The organism is Psychrobacter sp. 1Y10, assembly GCF_052259005.1.
GTDB lineage: Bacteria > Pseudomonadota > Gammaproteobacteria > Pseudomonadales > Moraxellaceae > Psychrobacter > Psychrobacter saeujeotis.
Map to the genome: position 1 here is coordinate 1 of NZ_JBQQES010000014.1, position 24481 is coordinate 24481.

Below are 24481 nucleotides of genomic sequence, written 5' to 3' on the forward strand. Positions count from 1 at the left end.
CTAAGAAGACATTGCAAGGTTTGCTGCATTCAGCTTAGTCTGATGAGTGTGAAGCCTTTAGTTAAAAAGCCATCCTTGTATAAGGGTGGCTTTTTTTTGACTAATTTGTATGTTTTTATGACTTGTCTATTTCGATAGTAAAAATTTACTATTCAAATTGACTCTATGCTTACAACAGGTTGGCCGTAGCATCACAGTAAATCAAACGATCATTAAATGATAAAAAATGGTTAAAATCAATAAATATTGGCTTTCAATTGAGTTATCAATCTATAAGTAATTATGCGTTATAATGTTATATATTTATTCTATTAAGCCTTGAATGCACTTAGTTTGCTAAAAATTTCTTATTTGTTGAATTAAAGTTATAAAATATGGACTTAAAACTTGCATTCTAATTAAAGATAGGTATAATTATCAGCCTTAACACCCATAGGCGATTGGCTCAATTGGTAGAGCATCGGTCTCCAAAACCGAGGGTTGTAGGTTCGAGTCCTACATCGCCTGCCATCTTCTTATCATATCTTTGTTATACCTCACCATCTCCGAAGCGAGTTCTTTATGAGCAACAATCAAGATAACCTCGAGACCAAGTTATCTGATGCCAAGGCGACGGCTAGCGGAATGCTGACTAAAGGTAAGCATGTCTCAGCAGGTAATAAAACAACAGCTGTTGAAGTTGCTAAGACAGGCTCTATCAAAGATTTGATTTTGTGGCTTCTTGCCGCAGTAGCATTAATTGGTGCGACTTTAGTCAACCAATACTTACCCGGTTATTGGCAGCCTGCTAATGACGTTTGGGTCCGTATCGGGATTATTGCCGTGCTTGTCGTACTTGCGTTAGTATGTTTGATATTAACCCATCAGGGACGTGCATTTAAAATATTATTAAAGGATGCGGCAGTTGAATTACGTCGTGTCACCTGGCCTGGTAAAGACGAAACCTTTCAATACACATGGCAAGTGATTGTTGTGATTGCGATTGTAGGTCTTTTTATTTGGTTGTTGGATAACTTTTTTAATTGGTTTGTTGGTATATTTATTGGTTAATAAGAGCGTATTAGTCTCTTTTGACCCAAACTTTTACTTATAGCGATTAGGAGCGTGATATGCGTTGGTATATTGTCCAAGCGTTTTCAGGATATGAAAAACAAGTACAACGCTCATTAATCGAGCGTATTAATCGTAGTGACTTCGCAGAAAATTTCGGTGATGTATTGGTTCCTACCGAAGAAGTGGTGGAGATGAAAGACGGTAAAAAACGCAAAAGTGAGCGTAAGTTTTTTCCAGGATATGTATTGATTCAAATGGAAATGAACGACAACACTTGGCATATTGTCAAAGACTGTCCACGCATTATGGGCTTTGTCGGTGGCACTCCCGAAACACCTGCGCCAATTACGCAAGTAGAAGCAGATCGTATTCTAAACCGTTTGAACCAAAATGAAACCAATCCGCGTCCAAAAACATTATTTGAGCCAGGCGAAGAATTATTGGTCATTGATGGCCCATTTACTGACTTTAAAGGGTTGGTAGAAAAAGTAGATTACGAAAAATCTAAATTGCAATTAACGGTAAATGTATTTAATCGACCGACTCAGGTTGAGCTTGAGTTTAGTAAGGTTGAAAAGCTAGACTAAACCCGCAAAAAATTCATCAACAGGGGAGCTGTTAATCAATAACGTTACCATATGATATTGATTTGGCGCTATCACCCATTTAGGAGAGTAACATGGCTAAGAAGATTGATGGTTACATCAAACTGCAAGTGCCTGCAGGTAAAGCAAATCCTTCACCACCGATCGGTCCAGCATTGGGTCAAAAAGGTGTGAATATCATGGCGTTCTGTAAAGAGTTCAACGCTGCGACCTCTAACCAAGAGCCGGGTCTGCCGATTCCAACTGAGATTACAGTCTACAACGACAAGTCTTTTACCTTCATTATGAAGTCACCACCAGCTGCGTTCTTATTGCGTAAAGCTGCTGGGATCGCTAAAGGCTCAGGTACGCCTAATACTGCTAAAGTCGGTAAAGTTGATCGTGCGCAACTAGAAGAAATCGTTAAGACTAAAAATGCAGATTTGACTGCTGCTGATCTTGATGCTGCTATTCGTACCGTTGCTGGTACCGCTCGTTCAATGGGTATTACCGTGGAGGGTGTATAATGTCTAAGTTAACCAAACGCCAAAAAGAAATTAACAGCCGTATCGATAACGAAAAGCAGTACACTATTGAAGAAGCGGTACAAATCTTAAATGATTTACCAGCGCTAAAATTCAAAGAGTCTATCGACATCGCTGTAAACTTGGGTGTTGATCCACGTAAATCTGATCAGGTCGTTCGTGGAGCTACTAACCTACCTGCGGGTACGGGTAAAACCAAACGCGTTGCAGTATTTGCTCAAGGTGCTGCTGCTGAAGCTGCTAAAGAAGCCGGTGCTGATATCGTTGGTTTTGAAGATTTAGCTGAACAGATCAAAGCTGGTAACATGGACTTTGACGTTGTTATTGCTGCTCCTGATGCAATGCGTGTTGTTGGTCAATTAGGTACTATTTTAGGTCCTCGTGGTCTAATGCCTAACCCAAAAGTCGGTACAGTAACGCCAAACGTTGCTGAAGCAGTGACGAACGCAAAAGCGGGTCAAGCACAGTATCGCGTTGATAAAGCGGGTATTATTCATACCACTATCGGTCAAGTTGGTTTTACTGCTGAGCAAGTTATTCAAAATGCTCAAGCTTTGCTATCTGATCTAAAACGTGCAAAACCTGCTACATCTAAAGGTACTTTTATCAAAAAAATTACCTTATCTAGCACCATGGGTCCAGGTCTTACAATCGATCCTGTTCCCTACCGTGTTGCTAAATAAATACTATTTATTTGATAAGTTTGAATAACTAGTACCAATCATTTTAAAGAATTAGGTCAGCGTAGCAGTTGCTACGCTGTCTAAGACCGTAGGTAGAGAGCAGTTTAAAAGTATTTAATACTGATTATTAATACTAATGAGCTGCTTTTGTTAATCGATGACAGATGAAAATCTTAGTTGTCCTACGCAGACGGTGACCCACCCAGTTGTTGATAAGAGCCAATAGGACGACCTATTACTCGATGTCATTCTGATAACGGTGCCGTAATCAGTCGTTATTGGTGAGTTTTTAATTGTATTTAAATTCCCGATAACGTGTCGTATCAAGTCAATTAAAGCCAGTTGTTTAGATGATTAAAGCGTTGTTTTAAACATTCAAATTATTGGCTGATTGATAAGATTAAAGGAGTCAACTTATGGCATTAACGCTAGAACAAAAACAACAAGTTGTGGCTGAAGTGTCTGAAGTTGCTGCTAATGCTTACTCAGCAGTAGCTGCCGAATATCACGGTATTGGTGTTGCAAAGCTTACACAGCTGCGCGAACAAGCTCGTGAAAAAGGTGTCGTTTTAAAAGTGGTGAAAAACACCCTAGCAAAACGCGCTTTTGAAGGCACTAAGTTTGAGGGTATGTCAGACCGTATGACTGGTCCACTACTTTTGGCTTTCTCTATGGAAGACTTGGGATCTGCAGCTAGAGTCGTTTTTGACTTTAGTAAAGAGAACAAAGCTTTAGAGACCAAATTGGTATCAGTCGGTGGTGAAGTTTATGGTCCAGAAGAGCTAGAGCGCGTATCGAAGCTACCAACTCGCGACGAAGCAATCTCTATCTTGATGGCTACTATGAACGCACCAGTGACCAAGCTTGTCCAGACTATGAACGCTGTTCCTAGTAAGTTTGTTCGCACTGTAGCGGCAATCAAAGATGCAAAAGAAGCTGCTTAATTGCTTGTTTTAACGTAACTTTAACATCGCTGATTGCAGTTTACTGTCAATTCTATTTTAGATTTTGGCAAGCAATCAAAGTGATATTAGAATTTATTAATTTTTATCAGATAACGGAGAGTTCACATGGCACTATCTAAAGAAGATGTGTTAAACGCAATCGCTGAAATGTCAGTAATGGATATCGTTGAATTAATCAGCGACATGGAAGAAAAGTTCGGCGTAACAGCTGCTGTAGCTGCAGCTGCACCTGCTGCTGCTGCTGAAGGTGGCGCTGCTGCTGAAGAAAAAGACGAATTTGACGTTGTTCTTGCTAGCTTTGGCGAAAAGAAAGTTGGCGTAATTAAAGCCGTTCGCGAAGCGACTGGTCTTGGCCTAAAAGAAGCGAAAGATTTGGTTGAGAGCGCTCCAGCTCCTATCAAAGAAGGCGCATCTAAAGCTGAAGCTGAAGAGTTGAAAAAGAAACTTGAAGAAGCTGGCGCTACTGTTGAACTAAAATAAGTTCAACGCGTTACGAAAAAAAAGCTGATGATGCCTTGCATCATCGGCTTTTTTTTATTATAATTCGTAGCTTGACCTTTTGTGTCTGCCAATATACGTACGCATTAATGCGGTGGATACCTATCAAAAGGACACACGATATACATGTACGCAAACACGCCAGTTTTTGAAGTTAGTTAACGTAAGCTAAATGTCGTTAGACGTTTGGCATTTTTTTGTGCTTGCATACTTTCCTTTTATTACTAGTATTTATATTAATCCTAATTTTAATTCTAAATAGTCTAGCATGGTTTACTACCGGCAAGTGGTTTGTAGACGGCAAGTATTAACGACGATACATTTCATATTGTATATGTTTAATATAATTCAAAGATAAATGCTGGAGTATCTGCAAGGTTTGCTATTGAAATCTTAAGTAAAAGCGCTCATATATTCGTGTTAATGTGTTGAATTTACTACATTATTTTGCGTCATGATAATTGTATTTTAGCTCAGTTAAATGACTATTCTGTTAGAAGCGTCAATCTATATAGAACAGTTTTAGTAAGAATTTTTATTTTATTATCGTTTACGTCGCTAAATCTGCATAATATTTATGCAAGTTGGCCACGCTTTTCATTTGTTTTCACGTCTACTGTAAGGACTCTCGATGGCATATTCTTATACTGAAAAAAAGCGTATTCGCAAAAGTTTTGCTGAATTGCCCACTGTGATGGACATTCCATACTTATTGTCTATCCAAGTAGATTCTTACGAGCAATTTTTGCAAGAGCATAAAAAGCCAAAAGCTCGTGAGAATACTGGTTTGCAAGCTGCGTATTCCTCTATTTTCCCAATTGAGAGTCACTCTGGCAACGCAGAGCTACAATTTGTTGAGTACTATTTAGGCACGCCTGAATTTGATGAGCGTGAGTGTATCTTACGTGGTTCAACGTTTGCTGCACCGATGCGTGTCAAAATTCGTTTGATCATCAAAGACAAAGACAGCAAAGATAAAGACAGCAAAGCGGCTATCAAAGATATTCGTGAGCAAAGTGTCTATATGGGTGAAATGCCTTTAATGACAGACAATGGTACTTTCATCATCAACGGTACTGAACGAGTTATCGTCTCTCAATTACATCGTTCACCTGGTGTATTCTTTGACCATGATAAAGGTAAGTCGCATTCAAGTGGTAAAGTGCTTTATAACGCTCGTATCATTCCTTACCGTGGTTCATGGCTTGACTTCGAATTTGATGCCAAAGACTTAGTCTTTGCACGTATTGATCGCCGTCGTAAACTACTTGCTTCTATTATCCTACGTGCTTTGGGTTTGAGTACTTCTGAGATTTTAGATTTGTTCTTTGATAAAGTCGCGGTTTATAAAGGCGATGAGCAATTTGAGATTGATTTGGTTGCTGATCGTTTACGCGGTGAAATGGCACAGTTTGATATTGTCTCGCCTGATGGTGATGTCATTGTTGAGCAAGGCAAACGTATTAATGCCCGCCGTATCCGTCAGCTTGAAGAAGCCGGTATGACCAAGATTGCGGTGCCTGATGAATACCTATATGAGCGTATTTTAGCAGAAGACATCATCGTTAACGATGAAGTTATCGCTCGCGCCAATACACTTATAGATCATGAATTGCTGGTTAAACTTAGCTCATATGAAGCCAGTGATTCTATCAAAGAGTTCAGTATCCTATTTACCAATGATATTGATCAAGGCAGTTACATCGCTGATACGCTACGTGCTGATAGTACCTCGACTCGTGAAGAAGCACTAATCGAGATCTATAAAGTTATGCGTCCAGGTGAGCCGCCAACAGTTGAGACTGCTGAAAAGCTGTTTGAAAGTATGTTCTTCAATGCTGATCGTTATGACTTGTCAAACGTCGGTCGTATGAAATTTAACCGCCGTCTAGGTTTAGAGTTTGAAGATACTGATGATGCTGACACTCAACGTGCTCGTAGCGTTTTGACCAATGATGATATTGTTAATGTATTAAAAGAGCTGATTGAAATCCGTAACGGTCGCGGTGAAGTTGATGATATTGACCATCTAGGTAACCGCCGTATTCGTTCAGTAGGCGAGATGGCCGAAAACCAATTCCGTGTTGGTTTGGTTCGTGTTGAGCGTGCAGTTAAAGAGCGTCTATCATCAGCAGAATCTGATAATTTATCACCGCAAGATTTGATCAACTCTAAGCCAGTAGCTGCTGCGGTAAAAGAGTTCTTTGGTTCAAGCCAATTGTCACAGTTTATGGATCAAAACAATCCATTGTCTGAAGTGACCCATAAACGCCGTGTATCAGCATTAGGACCAGGTGGTCTAACGCGTGAGCGTGCAGGTTTTGAAGTACGTGACGTACATGATACGCATTATGGTCGTGTTTGTCCGATTGAGACACCTGAAGGTCCAAACATTGGCCTTATCAACTCACTAGCGACGTTTGCTAAAACCAATAGCTTTGGTTTCTTAGAGACTCCTTATCGCCGTGTGGTTGATGGTAAAGTAACTGATATGATCGAGTATCTATCAGCCATCGAAGAGGTCGGTACTGTGATTGCACAAGCTGACTCACCAATGACTGGAGATGGCGAACTGTCTGATGAGATGGTTAGTGTGCGTAGCTATGGCGAATTTGTACGTATGCCGCCAGAAAAAGTGACGCATATGGATGTGTCACCCAGTCAGGTTGTATCAGTAGCAGCAGGCCTAATTCCATTCCTTGAACATGATGATGCAAACCGTGCCTTAATGGGTTCTAACATGCAGCGTCAGGCAGTTCCTACATTACGTGCTGATAAGCCTTTGGTTGGTACTGGAATGGAGCGTCACGTTGCGCGTGACTCAGGTGTTTGTGTTATCGCTAAACGTGGCGGTGTGATTGAAGATGTTGATGCCTCACGTATCGTTGTTCGTGTAAACGAAGACGAGATGACTGCTGGTGAAGCGGGTATCGATATCTATAACTTAATCAAATACACACGCTCTAACCAAAACACTTGTATTAACCAACGTATCATCGTCAACCAAGGTGATGAAATTGCTTTGGGTGATATCTTGGCTGATGGTCCGTCAACGGATCTTGGTGAGCTAGCGCTAGGTCAGAACATTCGTATCGCATTTATGCCGTGGAATGGTTACAACTTTGAAGATTCAATCTTGCTATCTGAAAAAGTCGTTAAAGAAGATCGCTTTACTACGATTCATATCCAAGAGTTGACTTGTGTGGCGCGTGATACCAAGCTTGGAACAGAAGAAATCACAGCTGATATTCCAAACGTAGGTGAGGCTGCTTTATCAAGTCTGGATGAAGCAGGTATTGTTTATATCGGTGCTGAAGTTGATGCAGGCGATATCTTAGTTGGTAAAGTCACACCAAAAGGTGAGACGCAACTAACGCCAGAAGAGAAACTGCTACGGGCTATCTTTGGTGAAAAGGCTGCTGATGTAAAAGACACTTCACTGCGTGTTCCAACATCAAGCAAAGGCACAGTTATCGATGTACAGGTCTTTACCCGTGACGGCGTTGAAAAAGACGCACGGGCAAGAGCGATTGAAAAATCACAGCTCGATAGCTATCGTAAAGATTTAAAAGAAGAGCTACGTATCTTTGAAGAAGCAGCCCGTGGACGTATTGGTAATCTGTTAGATGGCCAAAAAGTCAGCGGCGGTGCTGGTTTAAAAGCGGGTACGGTTATGGCATTGGCTGATATGAAAGATATGAGCCTTGAGACCTTGCTTGATATTCAACCAGTTGAAGAGGAAATCTCTGAGCGCCTAACGCAAATCGCTGATTACTTGGTTGATAAGCAAAAAGATATCGACGTGAAGTTTGCTGAGAAAAAACGCAAACTAACGGCAGGTGACGATCTACAACATGGCGTACAAAAAATTGTTAAAGTATATTTAGCGGTTAAACGTCGTATTCAGCCTGGTGATAAGATGGCTGGCCGTCATGGTAACAAAGGTGTGGTATCACGAATTATGCCAGTTGAAGACATGCCTTATGACGAGCATGGTAATACTGTTGACATCGTATTGAACCCGCTAGGTGTACCATCGCGTATGAACATCGGTCAGGTATTAGAGACACACTTAGGTATGGCAGCAAAGGGCTTGGGCGATAAGATCGACGGTATGCTTAAAGCACAAGCAGCTATGGCTGATCTACGTGATTTCTTAGATCAAATCTATAACAAAGTTGGCGGCGAAAGCGTTGATCTTGATAGCTTATCTGATGAAGATATCATGACGCTAGCAGGTAATTTACGTGAAGGTGTACCGATGGGTACAGCAGTATTTGACGGCGCTCATGAACATCAAGTCAAAGATTTACTTGAGCTTGCTGGTTTATCAAGAGATGGTCAGCAAACATTATATGATGGTCGTACAGGTCAGAAGTTTGATCGTAAAGTGACAGTCGGTTATATGTATATGCTTAAACTTAACCACTTGGTTGATGACAAGATGCATGCGCGTTCAACGGGTTCTTACTCATTAGTCACGCAGCAGCCGCTAGGTGGTAAAGCTCAGTTTGGTGGTCAGCGCTTCGGTGAGATGGAAGTATGGGCACTAGAAGCCTATGGTGCGACCTATACGTTGCAAGAGATGCTAACAGTGAAATCAGATGATGTTGAAGGCCGTACGCGTATGTATAAAAACATCGTTGATGGAGAGCAGTATATGGATCCAGGTATGCCTGAATCGTTTAACGTACTGACCAAAGAAATCAAATCACTAGGTCTTAATATTGAGTTAAAAGAGACCCACTAAGTTTAAAAGATTCATTGATTCTAAACTTAGGTGTCACACTAAAGGCAGCACGCCACATTGCTGCTGCTTTTAGTTATTTATCTCAACCCTATTCATTGCCTTCATTCATCTTATCCGCTTTACGTTGTATAACGCGGCCAGATGATTGTAAAGATAACGGAGAAGCAACTTGAAAGATTTACTCGATATTATGCAAAGCCCTACCGCTAGCGGTAATCGTGAGTTTGATAGTATTCAAATTACCTTAGCGTCACCTGATGTTATTAAATCATGGTCGCATGGTGAAGTTAAAAAGCCTGAAACGATTAACTATCGTACTTTCAAGCCTGAGCGTGACGGTCTGTTCTGTGCCAAAATATTTGGTCCAGTTAAAGATTTCGAATGCTTATGTGGTAAATACAAACGTCGTAAGTTCCAAGGCGTAATCTGTGAAAAGTGCGGCGTTGAAGTCACTACCGCTAAAGTTCGTCGTGATCGCATGGGTCATATTGACCTTGCTAGCCCAGTTGCGCATATTTGGTTTTTAAAATCGTTGCCAAGCCGTATTGGTTTGTTGTTGGATATGACTTTGCGCGATATTGAACGCGTATTGTATTTTGAAAGCTATATCGTCACTGAGCCAGGTCTAACTAGTTTAGAGAAATATCAGCTGCTTGATGATGAAGACTACTATAAAGCGCTTGAAGAGTTTGGTGATGAGTTTGTCGCCAAGATGGGTGCTGAAGCCGTACAAGATCTATTAAAAGACATCGATCTAGATTTAGAGATTGATGAGCTGCGTGAAGCTATTCCGCAGACAGGCTCTGAGACTAAGCTTAAAAAGATGTCTAAGCGTCTCAAATTATTAGAAGCGTTCCGTGATTCTAATAACAAGCCTGAGTGGATGGTAATGACCATCTTGCCAGTACTACCACCGGATCTACGTCCGTTAGTACCACTAGAAGGTGGGCGTTTTGCGACCTCAGATCTAAACGATTTGTATCGCCGTGTTATCAACCGTAACAACCGTCTAAAGCGTCTATTAGAGCTAAGCGCGCCTGATATTATCGTACGTAATGAAAAACGTATGCTACAAGAATCAGTCGATGCGCTACTTGATAACGGTCGTCGCGGTCGTGCGATTACTGGTAGTAATAAGCGTCCATTAAAATCTTTGGCTGATATGATCAAAGGTAAGCAAGGCCGTTTCCGTCAAAACTTGCTTGGTAAACGTGTCGATTACTCAGGTCGTTCGGTCATCGTAGTAGGTCCAACGCTACGTCTACATCAGTGTGGTCTACCAAAGAAAATGGCACTTGAGCTGTTCAAGCCGTTTACTTATTCCAAACTATTGTCACATGGTATGGCAACCACGATTAAAGCGGCCAAAAAGATGGTCGAGCGTGAAGAGCCGCAAGTGTGGGATATGCTGGCCATGGTTATCCGTGAGCATCCAGTACTACTAAACCGTGCGCCAACGCTACACCGTTTGGGTTTACAAGCGTTCGAGCCAGTACTTATTGAAGGTAAAGCGATTCAGTTACATCCGCTCGTTTGTACTGCGTTTAACGCTGACTTTGATGGTGACCAAATGGCAGTACACGTGCCATTGACGCTAGAGGCACAGCTTGAATCACGTGCCTTGATGATGTCGACTAACAATATCTTGTCACCTGCAAATGGTGATCCAATTATTGTACCGTCGCAAGATGTAGTACTTGGTTTGTATTATATTAGCCGTTCATCAGTGAATGCTAAAGGCGAAGGCATGGTCTTTGCCACTGTTAATGAAGCCTTACGTGCGATTGGTTCAAATGACTTGCATGTGAATGCTAAGATAAAAGTACGTGTTACTGAAACGTATGTCGACGAAGAAGGCCACGAAACCAAAGAAGTTACCTTAAAAGATACAGTTGCCGGTCGTCTGCTTATCTGGAATATTATGCCAAAAGGTATGGTGTTTGATGAGTGCAACCAAGAGATGACGAAGAAAAATATCTCGCGTCTGATTAACTCTTGCTATCGTAAGATGGGCGCCAAAGGTAGTGTCATGTTTGCTGACCAATTGATGTACCTAGGTTTTGCTCAAGCAACCTTATCTGGTGTGTCAATTGGCTTGGATGACATGGTTATTCCACCTAGCAAAAAGCAGATTATTGAGACGGCAGAGGCAGAAGTACGCGAGATTGAAGATCAGTTTGAGCAAGGTTTTGTAACTGCTGGTGAGCGTTATAATAAAGTGGTCGATATTTGGTCACGTACCAATGACAAAGTTGCAAAAGCAATGATGGACAACTTGGCTACTGACAAAGTCATCAATGCTCAAGGTGAGGAAGAAGAGCAAAAATCCTTTAACTCAATTTACATCATGTCGGACTCAGGCGCTCGTGGTAGTGCCGCTCAGATTCGTCAGCTTGCTGGTATGCGTGGCTTGATGGCCAAACCGGATGGCTCAATTATTGAGACGCCAATTAAAGCCAACTTCCGTGAAGGCTTAACGGTACTACAGTACTTTATCTCTACTCACGGTGCGCGTAAAGGTCTAGCAGATACCGCATTGAAAACGGCTAACTCAGGTTATCTGACTCGTCGTTTGGTCGATGTTGCACAAGACTTGGTTATTACCACTGATGACTGTGGTACTGAGCAAGGCTTACTTATGACACCGCATATTCAAGGTGGTGAGATCATTGAAAAACTTGGTGAGCTCGTCTTGGGCCGTGTGACAGCACGTGATGTGACGTATAACAATGATGAAACAAAAGTATTGGTTCCAGCGGGTACGTTGATCGATGAGCAGTGGGTAAATATTCTCGATGAAAATGCAATCGATGATATTTGGGTGCGCTCAGTGATTACTTGTAATGTCGCTCATGGTGTTTGCTCTCAATGTTATGGTCGTGATTTGGCTCGTGGTCATAAAGTTAATATCGGTGAATCAGTGGGTGTTATGGCAGCGCAGTCTATCGGTGAGCCTGGTACTCAGCTAACCATGCGTACTTTCCACGTCGGCGGGGCGGCAAGCTCAGCATCTGTCGATAACAGCATCTCTGTGCGTAACGCAGGTCAAGCGCATTTTGAAAACATGAAAACGGTTGAACATACGGACGGTCACTTAGTCATCGTATCGCGTTCAGCTGAGATCGCCATTACTGATGATTTAGGTCGCGAGCGTGAGCGTTATAAAGTACCTTACGGTTCAAGTGTGTTGGTTAAGAACGAAGAGCAGGTTGATGGTGGTCAGACGATCGCTAAATGGGATCCGCATACGCATCCAATCATTACAGAATTTGCGGGTACAGCACGCTTTAGCGATATTACTGATGGTATGACTGCCACGGTAAAAGTTGATGACGCAACTGGTATGAGCTCGTTTGAAATTCTAGCTACTCGTGATCGTTCAAGTACGGCAAAAGATTTACGTCCTGCCATCATTTTGAATACTGATGAAGGCAAAGAAGTTGTTTACTTCTTACCTGCTGAAACGATTATTCGTGTTAGCGATGGTGAGAAAGTAGCCGCAGGTTCTATCTTAGGCCGTGTACCACAAGCAACTTCAGGTACAAAAGATATCACTGGTGGTCTACCACGTGTGGCTGACTTGTTTGAGGCGCGTCGTCCAAAAGATCACGCCATCATGGCAGAGATGACAGGTGTGGTTAGCTTTGGTAAAGAAACCAAAGGCAAAAATCGCTTTATTATTACCAATGAAGACGGCGAAGTACATGAAGAGCTAATCCCGAAATGGCGTCAGATCAACGTCTTTGAAAATGAGACGGTGGCACGTGGTGAGGTTATTGCTGATGGTCCACAAAACCCGCACGATATCTTACGTTTAAAAGGTCAAACGGCCCTTGCCAACTATATCGTTAACGAAGTACAGGATGTTTACCGCTTACAAGGTGTGAAGATCAACGACAAGCATATCGAAGTTATTATTCGTCAAATGCTACGTAAGGTTGAGATCACTGATGGTGGTGATTCAAGCCACTTTAAAGGTGATCAAGCTGAATATGCAGATCTTATCGCATTGAATGCAAAGCTTGCTGAGGAAGATAAATTCCCAGTACAGTATGAGCGTCAATTGCTTGGTATCACTAAAGCAAGTCTTGCAACCGAAAGCTTCATCTCAGCGGCATCGTTCCAAGAGACCACTCGTGTACTAACTGCTGCCGCTGTTACTGGTAAGGTAGATGAATTACGTGGTCTAAAAGAAAACGTGGTTGTTGGTCGACTGATCCCTGCAGGTACAGGTCTTGCGTATCACAAAACCCGCAAAGAAAAAGCGGAGCAAACGCTACAAGACAATGATATCAATGCAGCTTTTGATATGTCTGCTAGTACTGATAGTAAAGACTTTGCCAGTTTTGACGAGGCTTTTGCGCAAGAGCTTAATCAAGATAGCCAATCTTAATCATAGATGCTTAACATATCATTGTAATCAGAGTAAAAAAGCCAGCCATGTTGCTGGCTTTTTTATGGGCGTAAAAACTAAAAAACTAATAGTTTTATCAACCGATAAAATAGTACACTGCTAAAAGCAACTTTATGAGTCGCTCCTATTTTATTATTTATGAGGATAAACATATGGCAGGTAAAGGGCGTGTTGCCAAATACCAAGCTGATCGAACCAATCAAAAGCTGTATTTTTGTCGCCTGGCCTGTCAGGCAGCGGGCGATAGCAATGATAAACAGTTGTATCAAGCTCATTGTGAAACCGCTATTTTTCATTTGTACGGTACTTTTTTAGCGTTTATGCAAGAGCTTGCACAATTTTATAGTCTAGATATGTCAGCGCCAACTTTAGAAAGTATTGAGCTAGCACTTAAAGAACGTACTCAAATATCACCAGAGGTGCAGCGTTTGCAGCAATTGCAGCAGCAAGGGTTTTTGGCAAATGTAGAACGCGCTTATCAACGTTGTTTATATGCAGTATTGCCAGATCGGATTATCGACAAAGGCATCAATATAAATGACTTGGAGCAAGAACCGCGTGACCTCATTGTGAATGTAGTCACACTATCGAATCAGTGGCTACCTGATGAAGCGACTATACGTGAGTGGCGACAACAGTTTTTAGAACTGATCGAGCAATTACGTGCAGGCATGGTAGAGTTTTAAATAGATTATAAAAGTAGAGGGATGAGCTTTTGCAAAGCGGGCTATTGGTAAGCTTAGTAGAAGGGTTTAATATTTAGATATCCAACGTTAAAAAGCTTGCTCAATATTCATTGAACAAGCTTTTTAGTATTTTCATGATCAGCAAAACGACAACCAACTTATTCTGGCATAGGGGGCATACGTTTTGCTGGCGTTACTGATAATGGATTTTGAGGAACACTGTCGTTATTTCCACTTTCTTCTATTTCAATCGGTTCAGGAGCCTTACGCTGCTGCGGTTTAGGTGCCACTGGTTTCGCAACATTGTCAATCTTTTGGTTTTCATCATCAGGATCGACAATCCCATCATCAGTCATCTCTAGAATACGCTGTTGTTGCTTTTTGGATTTGGCACGATTGTTGATCGAAACCCATTGGTAAGGTTGATCTTTTAGTTGTACCTTCATAAAGTCCATCCATACTGGTAGCGCTGCGACGCCTCCATATTCACGTCGCCCTAATGTCGATGGTTGATCAAAGCCCATCCAGACCACAGTGGCACTGGTTGGATGAAACCCTGCAAACCAAGCGTCTTTGGCTTCATTGGTAGTGCCCGTTTTACCACCAATATCGCTACGACCCAAAGCTTTTGCACGTACCGCTGTACCGCGCTGCACAACATCGCGCAAAATATCAGCCATCTCAAAAGCAACTCTTGGCTTTAAGATACGCGGTGCTTGGCTTGCATGTAGGTATTGTACTGCAGGTGCTTTTAGACGATCTGCTTGTGGACTGGCATCATAGATACTTAAATTACTAGTATCGACTGCTTGCTCAGTTTCTTCTTCTAAATTATCAGTATTTACTAACTCATCATTAGAGTTGTCATCTTCGTCTTTAAGCGACTGATTATACTCTTCAACCAGTTTGGCATTAAGGCTGTCGACTTGTTCATTAAAACACAATGCGCACGCTTGCTGCGGATTTGCTTGAAACAACAATTTATTGTCATAATTGTAGATTTGTTCAATAAAATAAGGTTGAACACGGTGCCCGCCATTGGCGAAACTTGCATAAGCAGTGGCCATTTGTAACGGCGTTGCCTGTCCAGTACCAAGCGCTAACGATAAGGTCGTTGGTAGCTTTTCTTTATCCAGCCCAAACTGATCTAGTAAATTGCGTGTATCTGAGATGCCAATGGCTTGTAGCAAACGTATAGAGACTAAGTTGCGTGACAGGTATAGACCACGGCGCAAGGTAATGTCACCTAAAAAACGTTGATCGGAGTTTTTGGGTTTCCATTCACCTACTTGGATAGGGCGATCTGAAACAATACTATCTGAGCGATAGCCTTTTTCTAGGGCAGCTGTATAAACCAGTGGCTTAATCGTTGAACCTGGTTGACGCCAACCCTGCAGTGCACGATTAAACTTACTGTGATTAAAGTCAAAGCCGCCAACTAGGGCGTTGACTGCCCCTGTATCAGGATTTAGCGAAACCAGACTGCCTTGTACATCTGGTATCTGTGCCAGTTTCCAACCACCATTATTAGTCGGTACCAAGCGAATAATATCATTCTCATTCACAATTTGTTTAGCGTTACTTGGGTAATAGCCAATACGATTCGCTGAAAAATACTTACGTGCCCAGCTCATACCTGACCAGTTAACCGTAACGTTTTCACCAGATGGCATTGTGGCTTCAAAGCTACGTGAGTTAACTTTAGTGACTTTAGCTGGATACATACCGCCATAACGTCGAAAGTCTTCTAAAGGCTCATCATTTGCTTCTGCACCTCGCCAGCCATGGCGATGATCATAGGCTATTAGCCCTTTCGATATAGCTGCTTCAGCCGCTTGTTGTGCCTCACTATCGACAGTAAGGCGAACGCGCCAGCCTCCGTTAACCACTTGTTCACCATAGCGATTGACCAAGGCATAACGTGTCATTTCTGCCAGATAAGGCATGTTGACATCAAGCTTTTCTTGATAAAGTTTTAGACCGATAGGGGCACTTATAGCTTCGCTATGCTCAGCATCACTGATATAACCAAGCTCATGCATGCGACCAATAATCCAGTTACGGCGGGTGAGTGCACGATCAGGGTTGGCGACAGGATTATACTTTGATGGCGCTTTAGGTAAGCCTGCCAGCATAGCCATTTCAGCAACGGTCAGACTCTCCAAAGACTTACTATAATATTTTTTGGCTGCTGCACGTATACCGTATGCACCTTCTCCAAGATAAATTTTGTTGACATATAACGTCAGGATATCATTTTTACTCAGCTCATCTTCCATTTTACGCGCTAAAAACAGTTCGGTTAACTTTCTGTTTAAAGTACGCTCAGGGCTTAAAAAGTAATTTTTGGCGACCTGCATAGTAATAGTAGAGCCACCTGTCTGACCTTCATCGTCAGTGACCGCTTCGGTAACAGCGCGACCAAGACCTTTAATACTAATACCACTATGTTGAAAGAACGATGAGTCTTCAGCAGCCAAAAAGGCATTGGTCAAATTTTTAGGAATTTCTTCAAAGGTAACTGGAAGCGATAAGCGATTACCATATTGGCCAATAAGCTTGTCATCACTACTATATATTTGCAGGGGCATCTCAAGGCTGGCTGTTTTTATTTCTTGAGTACTGGGTAAGGTTGGCGACAAATACATAGCCATACCGTAGAAGCCAATTGGCACAGTTAATGCAAGGATAATTGCAAGTGCCAGACAGGCAATAACAATCCCCACCAAAAAGTGAACGAGGCGAGCAGTAGCGTTTCTTTTGGTCATAATCAGGCTTATCAAATAAAATTTGCAACAAATATCTCATTATACAGTGAAGAAAACAGACAGGTCATCCTAAAAGTGTAATTTATCCAAACTGAACCGTTAAATGCTTGAATATGTCTGTTAAGTAAAGTATTGTAGTAAATTATTACTGATAACTATCAGAATGTAACTATATATAAGGTAAAACGTCTGTGAGGCTACTTTCTTCTAAGAATCGGCATTTGGTCGGGATAGATATCTGTGCTACCTCCGTAAAGCTAGTTGATATACGACGTCAGCAAGGAATATTTCACCTTAAGTCATATGGAGTTGAGGGGCTGCTACCCGGTACAGTCGTCGATAAACTTATTGTAGATACTGAAGCGGTTGGTGACGCTATCGCTCGTTTGACAAAACGTTGCCAAACGACAAGTGGCAATGGTGCTACAGCTGTCACAGGTTCAGCAGTCATTACCAAGATTATTGATATGGATCGAGGGCTGAGCGATATCGAACGTGAAGCTCAAATACGTTTGGACGCTGATCAGTATATTCCTTACCCACTAGAAGAAGTCAATCTAGACTTTGAAGTACTAGGCCCCTCATTAGTTGATGACAATTTGGTTCAAGTACTACTCGCCGCCTCTAGATCAGAAAATGTTGATCAGCGTGTTGATGCGTTAACTTTCGGTGGCCTAAAAACCAAAATTATGGATATTGAGTCGCACGCGATAGAGCGGGCTTTTGGATTGATGGCAGATAACTTGCCTAATATGCCAGAGCTGGTTGCACTGGTTGATATCGGACACAATCAGACCACCTTATACGTCGCAAAAAATGGTGAATTTGTTTATAGCCGTGAGCAATTATTTGGCGGGTCACAACTAACAGAGGCGATTCAAGATCGCTACGGTTTGTCATTTGAAGAAGCGACGGTCAATAAACGTGAGCGCGCCCTACCTGATGATTATTATCCAGAAATTCTAACGCCCTTTATCGAAAGTACTATCCAGCAAATCACACGCTCTTTGCAGTTTTATTTTTCGTCTAGCCAATACAATAGTATTGATCATGTACTGCTCGCTGGCGGTAGTAGCTCTATTCCAGGTCTGTCAAGTATGGTAGAGCAAAAGCTTGATGTGCCGGTGACGGTAGCTAACCCTTTTATCAACATGACCATAGACCCCTATATAGACAATGAGCAATTAGAAGCTGATGCCCCAAGCTTGCTAGCTGCCTGTGGCCTTGCGTTAAGGAGCTTTGACTAATGGCTCGTATCAACCTATTGCCATGGCGGCAAGAAGAACGCGAACGTAGTAACAAAGAGTTTATTACCTTAGTAGTCGCAGTGACTTTGCTGGCGTTATTGTCTGCATTTGCAGCATGGAGTTATTTTAATAACGAGCTTGAAGAACAGCGTGATGCCAATACTCTCATCGAGCAAGAGAATGTACGCTTGGACAAGGTGCTAACCGAAATTGATAGCTTAGAGCAGCGCCGAGAAGAAATTATCTCACGGATGCAAGTGATTCAGGACTTGCAAGGTCGACGTCCAGTACCAGTTCGTTTATGGGACGATATCGCTAAAGCCATACCTTCTGCGCTTTACCTCAATAATCTAAAACGAGAAGGGGAGCTTCTAACTTTAACAGGTCTTGCAGACAATCCAAATGTGGTATCAAGCTTAATCCGTAATTTAGATAGTAGTGAATGGATGGGTAACTCTGCCGTACGCAATATTCAGCAAAATATTACTGCTTATCAGCCAACCATTGCATCAAATGAAACTATCAACTCCGGCGAGAAGTCTCGTCCTATCTATCCTGAAGACAGTTATGTACAGTTTGTTGTCACAACGCAAGTTCAGTCAGAAAGCACCAATAATGATGAGGGCGCAGAGTCTGGAGGTGGGTTGTGAAACTTATCCGTAAAAAAACGTTAATTAAGACTAAAAAGACTGCAGTAAGTAGCAAGAAGCAGTTTAATTTCAACGAGTTTCGCCGCAGCTTTGAGTCTTTAGATACAGAAAACTATGGCAGTTGGCCGACACCCGTTAAAGTGACGGTACTTGCATTTATCGTTGCGTTTATTGCAGCGCTAGCTTGGGCACTACCTATCAGTAGCAAGATTGATGAGATCACTGCTGCCGAAAGCGAGCAACAAACGTTACTTGATAGTTATCGTCAAAAAGAGTCACGAGCACGGCATCTAGAAGCTTACAAAGCTCAAGTAATCCAGATGGAAACTGAATTCAATACCTTACTTGATCAGTTACCTAAAGATACCCGTGTATCGGAGCTGGTAGAGGGTATCAATATGACGGGTGTCGGTAGCAACATTCGCTTTCAAGATATTTCAGTAGAGCCTGAAATAGAAAACGAGTTTTTCATTGAGCAGCCGATTCGCATCGCAGCTTTAGGTGAATATCATCAGTTTGGTAGCTTTATTAGTGGTCTTGCAGCGTTACCACGCATCATTACCATGCATGATTTCGAAGTTAGCAATCCGCAACCGACATTAGAGGCTATACCGGAGTTAAATCTAGTGCTACAAACCAAAACTTATCGATCAAAAGAAGTGGTGGATGAAGTAACCACGTCAGCTACTGACGATACTGCAGAGGCCAACTAGTATGGATATTAGAAAATTCCCAGCCCTGTTTATGTTAAGTATTGCAGCCATATCGTTGACTGGCTGTACCGATCGGATTGGTATGGCAGGTCAGGCAATGAGTGAGATTCGCAACTCGCCTTCGCAGCCAATCGAGCCGCCGCCAGAAGCCAAATTGGTAGAAGATTTTGTATATAGTGCAAGTTTAGTGCGTAGCCCGTTCCTGCCGCCAAGTCTCATCAACGTGCAGGGGCCAAATATACCATCGGATGGTGTGCGTCCTGATATTACACGAATCAAACAGCCACTTGAGCAGTACGATATTGCACAGCTTACTTTTCGTGGCATATTGATCTCTCCTGAAGGTCAACAGTATGCATTGGTTCAACGTCCAGATGGTTCGGTCGCTAACGTTAAAGTAGGTGATTATCTTGGACCAAACGACGGCCGTATTGTTGAAATCACGCCGACCCAGATTAATTTGATTGAAATTGTGCCAGATAGCCGCGCTGGGTTCATTGAAAGACCTCAGTCGTTGGTCTCACCTATAAATTAAGTTGGCAGATTTTTTGAGGAATAAGTAATGACAGTACGCAATAATAGGGTAATGGCAATGAGTAACCGTATGTCTTCTGCCTTTGCAATACCTGCGTTGGCGATTAGTATGATTGCTATTAGTAGTACAGCTTATGCAGTGGAACGCATCGACAATGTCTCTGTGGTACAGACCGCACCTGCGGTAACCCAGCTGCGTTTAGGATTTAATGGCGCGCCAGTACTGCCTGCCGCTTATCAGCTTGATGATCCTAGTCGCTTAGTTCTAGATTTTGAACAAGTGCAAAATGGTTTGGTCAGCCGATTTAGCAATTACAATATTGGTATGGTCAATGATGTCACAACATTGAGTAACGATAGTACCACACGTTTGATTGTGGGATTAAAGCAGAGTGGGGACTATACGACTGCTGTTGATGGCAATGATTTACTCCTGACTATTACTGATCCAAATCGTATAGTTCCTAATAGTCAAACCGTAACGACTGTACCTGTTACTACAGCCTCTAGAGCTTTATCAAAACCAAATACTACTATTGTTAATGACGATGCGCTGACCACGACAGCGATTGTGACGCCTATCGTCGAGACCAGTAGTGCTGGGGTTACCCCTGTCGTTACCGGCTCAGAAGCCATTAAGGTACAAGCGCCTACTGACACGATGGTTGTTCGCGTTAACCCATTATTAGATCCTAGGCTGGCGTCCTCGCAAGTAAGCCAGCAATATAGTTACGACGGTCTGAGTGCCTTGAATTTTACGGCGGAGAGTAATGGTGGCGGTAATGTCAGTATTGTGCTCGCCAATGAGGCCATTCCAGTTGATGTACAGCGCCAAGGTAACAAGCTATTAGTACGTATGACTGGTAGCACCGTGCCTCGAAATTTATTACGTCGTTTAAATATTAACAGTGGTCTTGTAGATAGTGTTGATACCAAAAATCAAGGTCAAAGCGGTGTTATTACGATTAACATGACAGGTGACTATGAGTATCAAGCGTATCAGTCAGGCAATCAGCTAAATATCAGTATTAGCAAACCTGAATTATTGCGTGAACCGACGCTTGAAGAAAAGGTCTATAGTGGTGAAGCACTATCTATGGAGTTTCAAGACGTTGAGATTCGTAGCGTACTAGATATCTTAGCGCAGTTTACTGATATGAACATTGTTGCTAGTGACTCTGTTAGTGGCAATATTACACTCCGTCTTATCAATGTGCCTTGGGATCAAGCCCTAGATATTATTCTAAAAAGCAAAAACTTAGATAAGCGTGAAAATGGTAACGTTATACTGATTGCACCTTCAATTGAGCTTGCAGCACAAGAAGCGCAAGAGCTTGAAGCTCAGCAAGCCGTCGAATCCTATGCGCCATTACGTACTGAGTATATACGTTTGAGCTATGCTAAAGCACAAGATGTGTTCAACCTTATCTCTCAGGGGAGTGGTCCGTCTGGCGGTAGTTCAAACAGTAGTCGCGTAGAAGATAGCAATAGCCTATTGTCCAATCGCGGTACGGTAACGATTGATGAACGTACCAATATGTTAATCGTCAAAGATGTGGCTGATAGTATTGAAAATATTCATAGGCTTATTAGTAAAATCGATATTCCAGTACGTCAAGTGATGATCGAAGCGCGTATTGTGAGTGCCTCTGATAGTTTTAGTAAAGAAATCGGTGTACGCTGGGGTATCTTATCCAATGGCGCAGCCAATAACCGCAACCTACTGGTCGGTGGTAGTAATCAAACCTTGTGGGATTTAAAAGATTTTGATGTTGAGACAACAACAGTCAATGGACAGACCGTCTCTTATCCTTCCTACGATATCAGTCGCCCTGACAATCTAAACGTTGATTTGGGAGTGGCGAATCCTGCGGGAAGTATTGCTTTTGGTCTACTGGCTATGTCAGATATCATGCTAGATCTAGAGCTGTCAGCATTACAAGCAGACAATCGCGGTGAAGTTATTTCTACTCCTAAGATCTTAACCGCTGATAAACAAACCGCCAAGGTTTCATCTGGTACACAAATTCCTTATCAAGAAGCATCAGCTAGTGGAGCCACCTCTACCAGCTTTAAAGAAGCAGCGTTGAGCTTGGAGGCAACCCCAAATATTACACCTGATGGTAAGATTGGCCTACAGTTAATGATTACCAATGGCACGCCAACTATCATCAATAATCAAGTTGCTATTGCAGAAGACTCTATCTCGACCAACGTGATTGTAGAAGATGGACAAACCATCGTACTTGGTGGTGTTTTCAAAAACCGTGTCTCTAATGGCGTGGATAAAGTGCCATTCTTAGGTGATCTGCCTTATATTGGTCGCGCATTCCGTAAAGATGTCCGTAGCAACGCAAAAGAAGAGCTGCTTATTTTTGTCACACCAAAACTCATTAACGACGGTATTAGCCGTTTGGATTAAATCTGTTTTGTTCATAGGTCACAAGCCATAAAAAAGCGAGCCCAAGTGCTTGCTTTTTTATGGTCTATCATTTAATAAAATCTAATTTTACTGATAATAAACTCAGCTCATTACTAGCCAGAATAACGATGACGTTGTATGATAGTTAATTTATCTGAGTGAGTGCTATGTTGGAGGAATTGCCATCGGTATTCTTAGTTGGGCCGATGGGAGCGGGTAAGACCACTATTGGCCGGTTGCTTGCTAAGCAGCTAGGACGAGAGTTTATGGACAGTGACTGGTATATCGAGTCACAAACAGGTGCCGATATTGCTTGGATATTTGCAAAAGAAGGCGAGGTGGGGTTTCGAGCACGTGAGACACGAGCAATTGACGAGTTGACTCAGCGTCAGCATATCGTCCTTGCAACAGGTGGCGGCGCTGTCATGAGCGCTGACAATCGAAAGTTTCTGCATCAGCGCGGTATCGTGGTTTATTTGAACGCACCCGTAGAGGTACAAATGGCTCGCACTGCTAAAGACAAGTCGCGCCCATTATTGCAACAACCCAATCCCAGAAAAATACTACAAGATTTGTATAGCACTCGCGATCCATTGTATCGACAAGTGGCACACATTGTATTGCCAACTGGTCATACCTATCCTCGTCATATGGTTAATCAGTTATTACAGCAGTTGAAGACTTTTTTGGTGGCTGCAAGCACAGATTTAGAGTCAACAACACTAAAAGAGCAGGTAACAACCGATATCCAAACACAAGACACAGACGACAAAATACAAACGTCTTCAACGCCAAAGCCGCTTATAGATTAAAAATGCTTTATGCCATCTGGTAATGAGCCACAAATGGACATATCAAATATAGGAAATTTTATGGCAGCGCCACTATTTAACGCAAAGTTGACCGTTCATACTCAAAGCCATGATTATCCGATAGCTATTGTCGAGCAGTGCGATATGGCCACAAGCATTGTGCCTTATATTAATGGTCAGCAAGTATTGATTGTGACTAATGATACCGTTGCGCCTTTATATTTGCAGCGGTTGCAAGAGCAGTTAGCAGAATCATTTACCGTCGCTGTCTGCGTACTTCCTGATGGTGAGCAATATAAAAACCAAGATAGCATCAATCAAATTTATGATGCCTTGATGGCTCAGCATTTTAATCGTGATGTAACCTTAGTTGCTCTTGGGGGCGGTGTCATCGGTGATATGACTGGGTTTGCAGCAGCAAGTTTTATGCGCGGCGTGGATTTTATTCAAATCCCGACCACCTTATTGTCGCAAGTAGATTCAAGTGTTGGCGGCAAAACTGGTATCAATCATGCGCAAGGTAAAAACATGATTGGCGCTTTTTGGCAGCCGAAAATGGTGCTGGCTGATATGAGCACCCTCAAAACTTTACCTGCGCGTGAACTATCGGCAGGATTGGCTGAAGTCATCAAATATGCGTTGATCATGGATATTGAGTTTTTAGAGTGGCTTGAAACAAATCTACCTGCCATGATGCAACTGGATCTGGCAGTACTTGGAGCGGCTGTAAAGCGTTGTTGTGAGTATAAAGCGGCCGTAGTGGCGCAAGATGAAAGAGAAGCTGGTATGCGAGCGTTGCTCAATTTTGGTCATACTTTCGGCCATGTGATTGAGACTCACGAAGGTTACGGTAGTTGGCTCCATGGCGAAGCTGTTGCCGCTGGTATGGTGCAAGCGGCTCAGCTATCACAAATGATGGGCTGGCTAGGTGAAGCTGATGTGGCGCGGATCAAGCGTGTATTGATACTTGCTAACTTACCAATTGACCCACCACCTATCAATGTCGATACGGCTTTAGAGCTTATGGGGCATGATAAAAAGGTGAAAGGCGGACAAATTCGTCTAATTTTGTTAAAATCAATAGGACAAGCGGTGTTAACAGATGATTTTGATACGCAGCTACTTAACGATGTTTTATCATAGACTATACTTATCAC

General features: G+C 42.4%; 16 protein-coding genes, 1 tRNA gene and 1 pseudogene. 17 read left to right on the top strand and 1 reads right to left on the bottom strand.

From position 1 onward, the window contains the following. Positions 1 to 434 precede the first annotated feature (434 nt). The 10 genes from ACTXGH_RS13330 to ACTXGH_RS13375 all read left to right on the top strand — a co-directional run bounded on the left by ACTXGH_RS13330 (position 435) and on the right by ACTXGH_RS13375 (position 14178). A tRNA-Trp gene (locus ACTXGH_RS13330) sits at positions 435 to 510 on the top strand. A 51-nt stretch (positions 511 to 561) separates the two neighbouring features. After that, entirely contained in the window at positions 562 to 1050 is a 489-nt protein-coding gene (gene secE / locus ACTXGH_RS13335) for a preprotein translocase subunit SecE (RefSeq protein WP_439263574.1), read from the top strand. Positions 1051 to 1109: 59 nt separating this feature from the next. Then, positions 1110 to 1640, top strand: a complete 531-nt coding sequence (gene nusG / locus ACTXGH_RS13340) for a transcription termination/antitermination protein NusG (protein WP_299217938.1) — start codon at positions 1110 to 1112, stop codon at positions 1638 to 1640. A 92-nt stretch (positions 1641 to 1732) separates the two neighbouring features. Continuing rightward, positions 1733 to 2164 carry a 50S ribosomal protein L11 gene (rplK, locus tag ACTXGH_RS13345; protein WP_299217936.1) on the top strand — a complete coding sequence of 144 codons (432 nt, stop codon included), beginning with the start codon at positions 1733 to 1735 and terminating at the stop codon, positions 2162 to 2164. Continuing rightward, positions 2164 to 2865: a 50S ribosomal protein L1 gene (rplA, locus tag ACTXGH_RS13350; protein WP_439263572.1), complete on the top strand. Its 702-nt coding sequence runs from the start codon at positions 2164 to 2166 to the stop codon at positions 2863 to 2865. The genes rplK and rplA overlap by 1 nt, the downstream gene beginning before the upstream one ends. Positions 2866 to 3281: 416 nt before the next feature. Then, positions 3282 to 3809 (top strand): 50S ribosomal protein L10, encoded by a 528-nt coding sequence (gene rplJ, locus ACTXGH_RS13355; RefSeq protein ID WP_439263570.1) that lies wholly within the window; start codon positions 3282 to 3284, stop codon positions 3807 to 3809. A gap of 126 nt (positions 3810 to 3935) precedes the next feature. Further along, the gene (rplL, locus tag ACTXGH_RS13360) at positions 3936 to 4310 is read left to right on the top strand and encodes a 50S ribosomal protein L7/L12 (RefSeq protein WP_299217930.1); all 375 of its coding nucleotides are present in this window, start codon (positions 3936 to 3938) and stop codon (positions 4308 to 4310) included. Between the two features lie 649 nt (positions 4311 to 4959). Next, on the top strand, positions 4960 to 9078 hold the full coding sequence (rpoB, locus tag ACTXGH_RS13365; protein WP_439297079.1) for a DNA-directed RNA polymerase subunit beta: 4119 nt from the start codon (positions 4960 to 4962) through the stop codon (positions 9076 to 9078). 169 nt (positions 9079 to 9247) lie between these two features. Beyond that, the gene (rpoC, locus tag ACTXGH_RS13370; RefSeq protein WP_439263566.1) at positions 9248 to 13471 is read left to right on the top strand and encodes a DNA-directed RNA polymerase subunit beta'; all 4224 of its coding nucleotides are present in this window, start codon (positions 9248 to 9250) and stop codon (positions 13469 to 13471) included. 173 nt (positions 13472 to 13644) lie between these two features. Beyond that, on the top strand, positions 13645 to 14178 hold the full coding sequence (locus tag ACTXGH_RS13375) for a DUF6586 family protein (RefSeq protein WP_439263576.1): 534 nt from the start codon (positions 13645 to 13647) through the stop codon (positions 14176 to 14178). Positions 14179 to 14336: 158 nt separating this feature from the next. Here the strand turns inward: ACTXGH_RS13375 and ACTXGH_RS13380 are convergent, their stop codons facing one another. Continuing rightward, entirely contained in the window at positions 14337 to 16946 is a 2610-nt protein-coding gene (locus tag ACTXGH_RS13380; protein ID WP_439263564.1) for a penicillin-binding protein 1A, read from the bottom strand. Positions 16947 to 17137: 191 nt separating this feature from the next. Here ACTXGH_RS13380 and ACTXGH_RS13385 point away from each other — a divergent pair, with 191 nt between their 5' ends. The 7 genes and pseudogenes from ACTXGH_RS13385 (at position 17138) to aroB (ending at position 24467) form a co-directional block, all read left to right on the top strand. Further along, a complete protein-coding gene (locus tag ACTXGH_RS13385; protein ID WP_439297078.1) occupies positions 17138 to 18193 on the top strand; it encodes a pilus assembly protein PilM in 1056 nt (351 codons plus the stop codon). Continuing rightward, positions 18193 to 18843: a PilN domain-containing protein gene (locus ACTXGH_RS13390; RefSeq protein WP_299217919.1), complete on the top strand. Its 651-nt coding sequence runs from the start codon at positions 18193 to 18195 to the stop codon at positions 18841 to 18843. Before ACTXGH_RS13385 ends, ACTXGH_RS13390 begins: the two co-directional genes overlap by 1 nt. Beyond that, a complete protein-coding gene (locus tag ACTXGH_RS13395; RefSeq protein WP_439263560.1) occupies positions 18840 to 19556 on the top strand; it encodes a type IV pilus inner membrane component PilO in 717 nt (238 codons plus the stop codon). The genes ACTXGH_RS13390 and ACTXGH_RS13395 overlap by 4 nt, the downstream gene beginning before the upstream one ends. Before the next feature lies 1 nt (position 19557). Further along, a complete protein-coding gene (locus ACTXGH_RS13400; RefSeq protein WP_439297077.1) occupies positions 19558 to 20091 on the top strand; it encodes a pilus assembly protein PilP in 534 nt (177 codons plus the stop codon). A 27-nt stretch (positions 20092 to 20118) separates the two neighbouring features. Next, positions 20119 to 22512 (top strand): type IV pilus secretin PilQ, encoded by a 2394-nt coding sequence (gene pilQ / locus ACTXGH_RS13405; protein WP_439297076.1) that lies wholly within the window; start codon positions 20119 to 20121, stop codon positions 22510 to 22512. Between the two features lie 167 nt (positions 22513 to 22679). Further along, positions 22680 to 23225: pseudogene (gene aroK / locus ACTXGH_RS13410) on the top strand (shikimate kinase AroK); the annotation flags it as partial. 159 nt (positions 23226 to 23384) lie between these two features. Continuing rightward, positions 23385 to 24467: a 3-dehydroquinate synthase gene (gene aroB / locus ACTXGH_RS13415; RefSeq protein WP_439297075.1), complete on the top strand. Its 1083-nt coding sequence runs from the start codon at positions 23385 to 23387 to the stop codon at positions 24465 to 24467. Positions 24468 to 24481 lie beyond the last annotated feature (14 nt).

Bases quoted from the DNA above. Each gene is read 5' to 3' on its own strand.
- nusG (WP_299217938.1), top strand. From the start codon at position 1,110: ATGCGTTGGTATATTGTCCAAGCGTTTTCAGGATATGAAAAACAAGTA.
- ACTXGH_RS13400 (WP_439297077.1), top strand. From the start codon at position 19,558: ATGGATATTAGAAAATTCCCAGCCCTGTTTATGTTAAGTATTGCAGCC.
- rplA (WP_439263572.1), top strand. From the start codon at position 2,164: ATGTCTAAGTTAACCAAACGCCAAAAAGAAATTAACAGCCGTATCGAT.
- rpoB (WP_439297079.1), top strand. From the start codon at position 4,960: ATGGCATATTCTTATACTGAAAAAAAGCGTATTCGCAAAAGTTTTGCT.
- ACTXGH_RS13380 (WP_439263564.1), bottom strand. From the start codon at position 16,946: ATGACCAAAAGAAACGCTACTGCTCGCCTCGTTCACTTTTTGGTGGGG.
- rplL (WP_299217930.1), top strand. From the start codon at position 3,936: ATGGCACTATCTAAAGAAGATGTGTTAAACGCAATCGCTGAAATGTCA.
- rplK (WP_299217936.1), top strand. From the start codon at position 1,733: ATGGCTAAGAAGATTGATGGTTACATCAAACTGCAAGTGCCTGCAGGT.
- pilQ (WP_439297076.1), top strand. From the start codon at position 20,119: ATGACAGTACGCAATAATAGGGTAATGGCAATGAGTAACCGTATGTCT.
- aroB (WP_439297075.1), top strand. From the start codon at position 23,385: ATGGCAGCGCCACTATTTAACGCAAAGTTGACCGTTCATACTCAAAGC.
- ACTXGH_RS13375 (WP_439263576.1), top strand. From the start codon at position 13,645: ATGGCAGGTAAAGGGCGTGTTGCCAAATACCAAGCTGATCGAACCAAT.
- ACTXGH_RS13390 (WP_299217919.1), top strand. From the start codon at position 18,193: ATGGCTCGTATCAACCTATTGCCATGGCGGCAAGAAGAACGCGAACGT.
- secE (WP_439263574.1), top strand. From the start codon at position 562: ATGAGCAACAATCAAGATAACCTCGAGACCAAGTTATCTGATGCCAAG.
- rplJ (WP_439263570.1), top strand. From the start codon at position 3,282: ATGGCATTAACGCTAGAACAAAAACAACAAGTTGTGGCTGAAGTGTCT.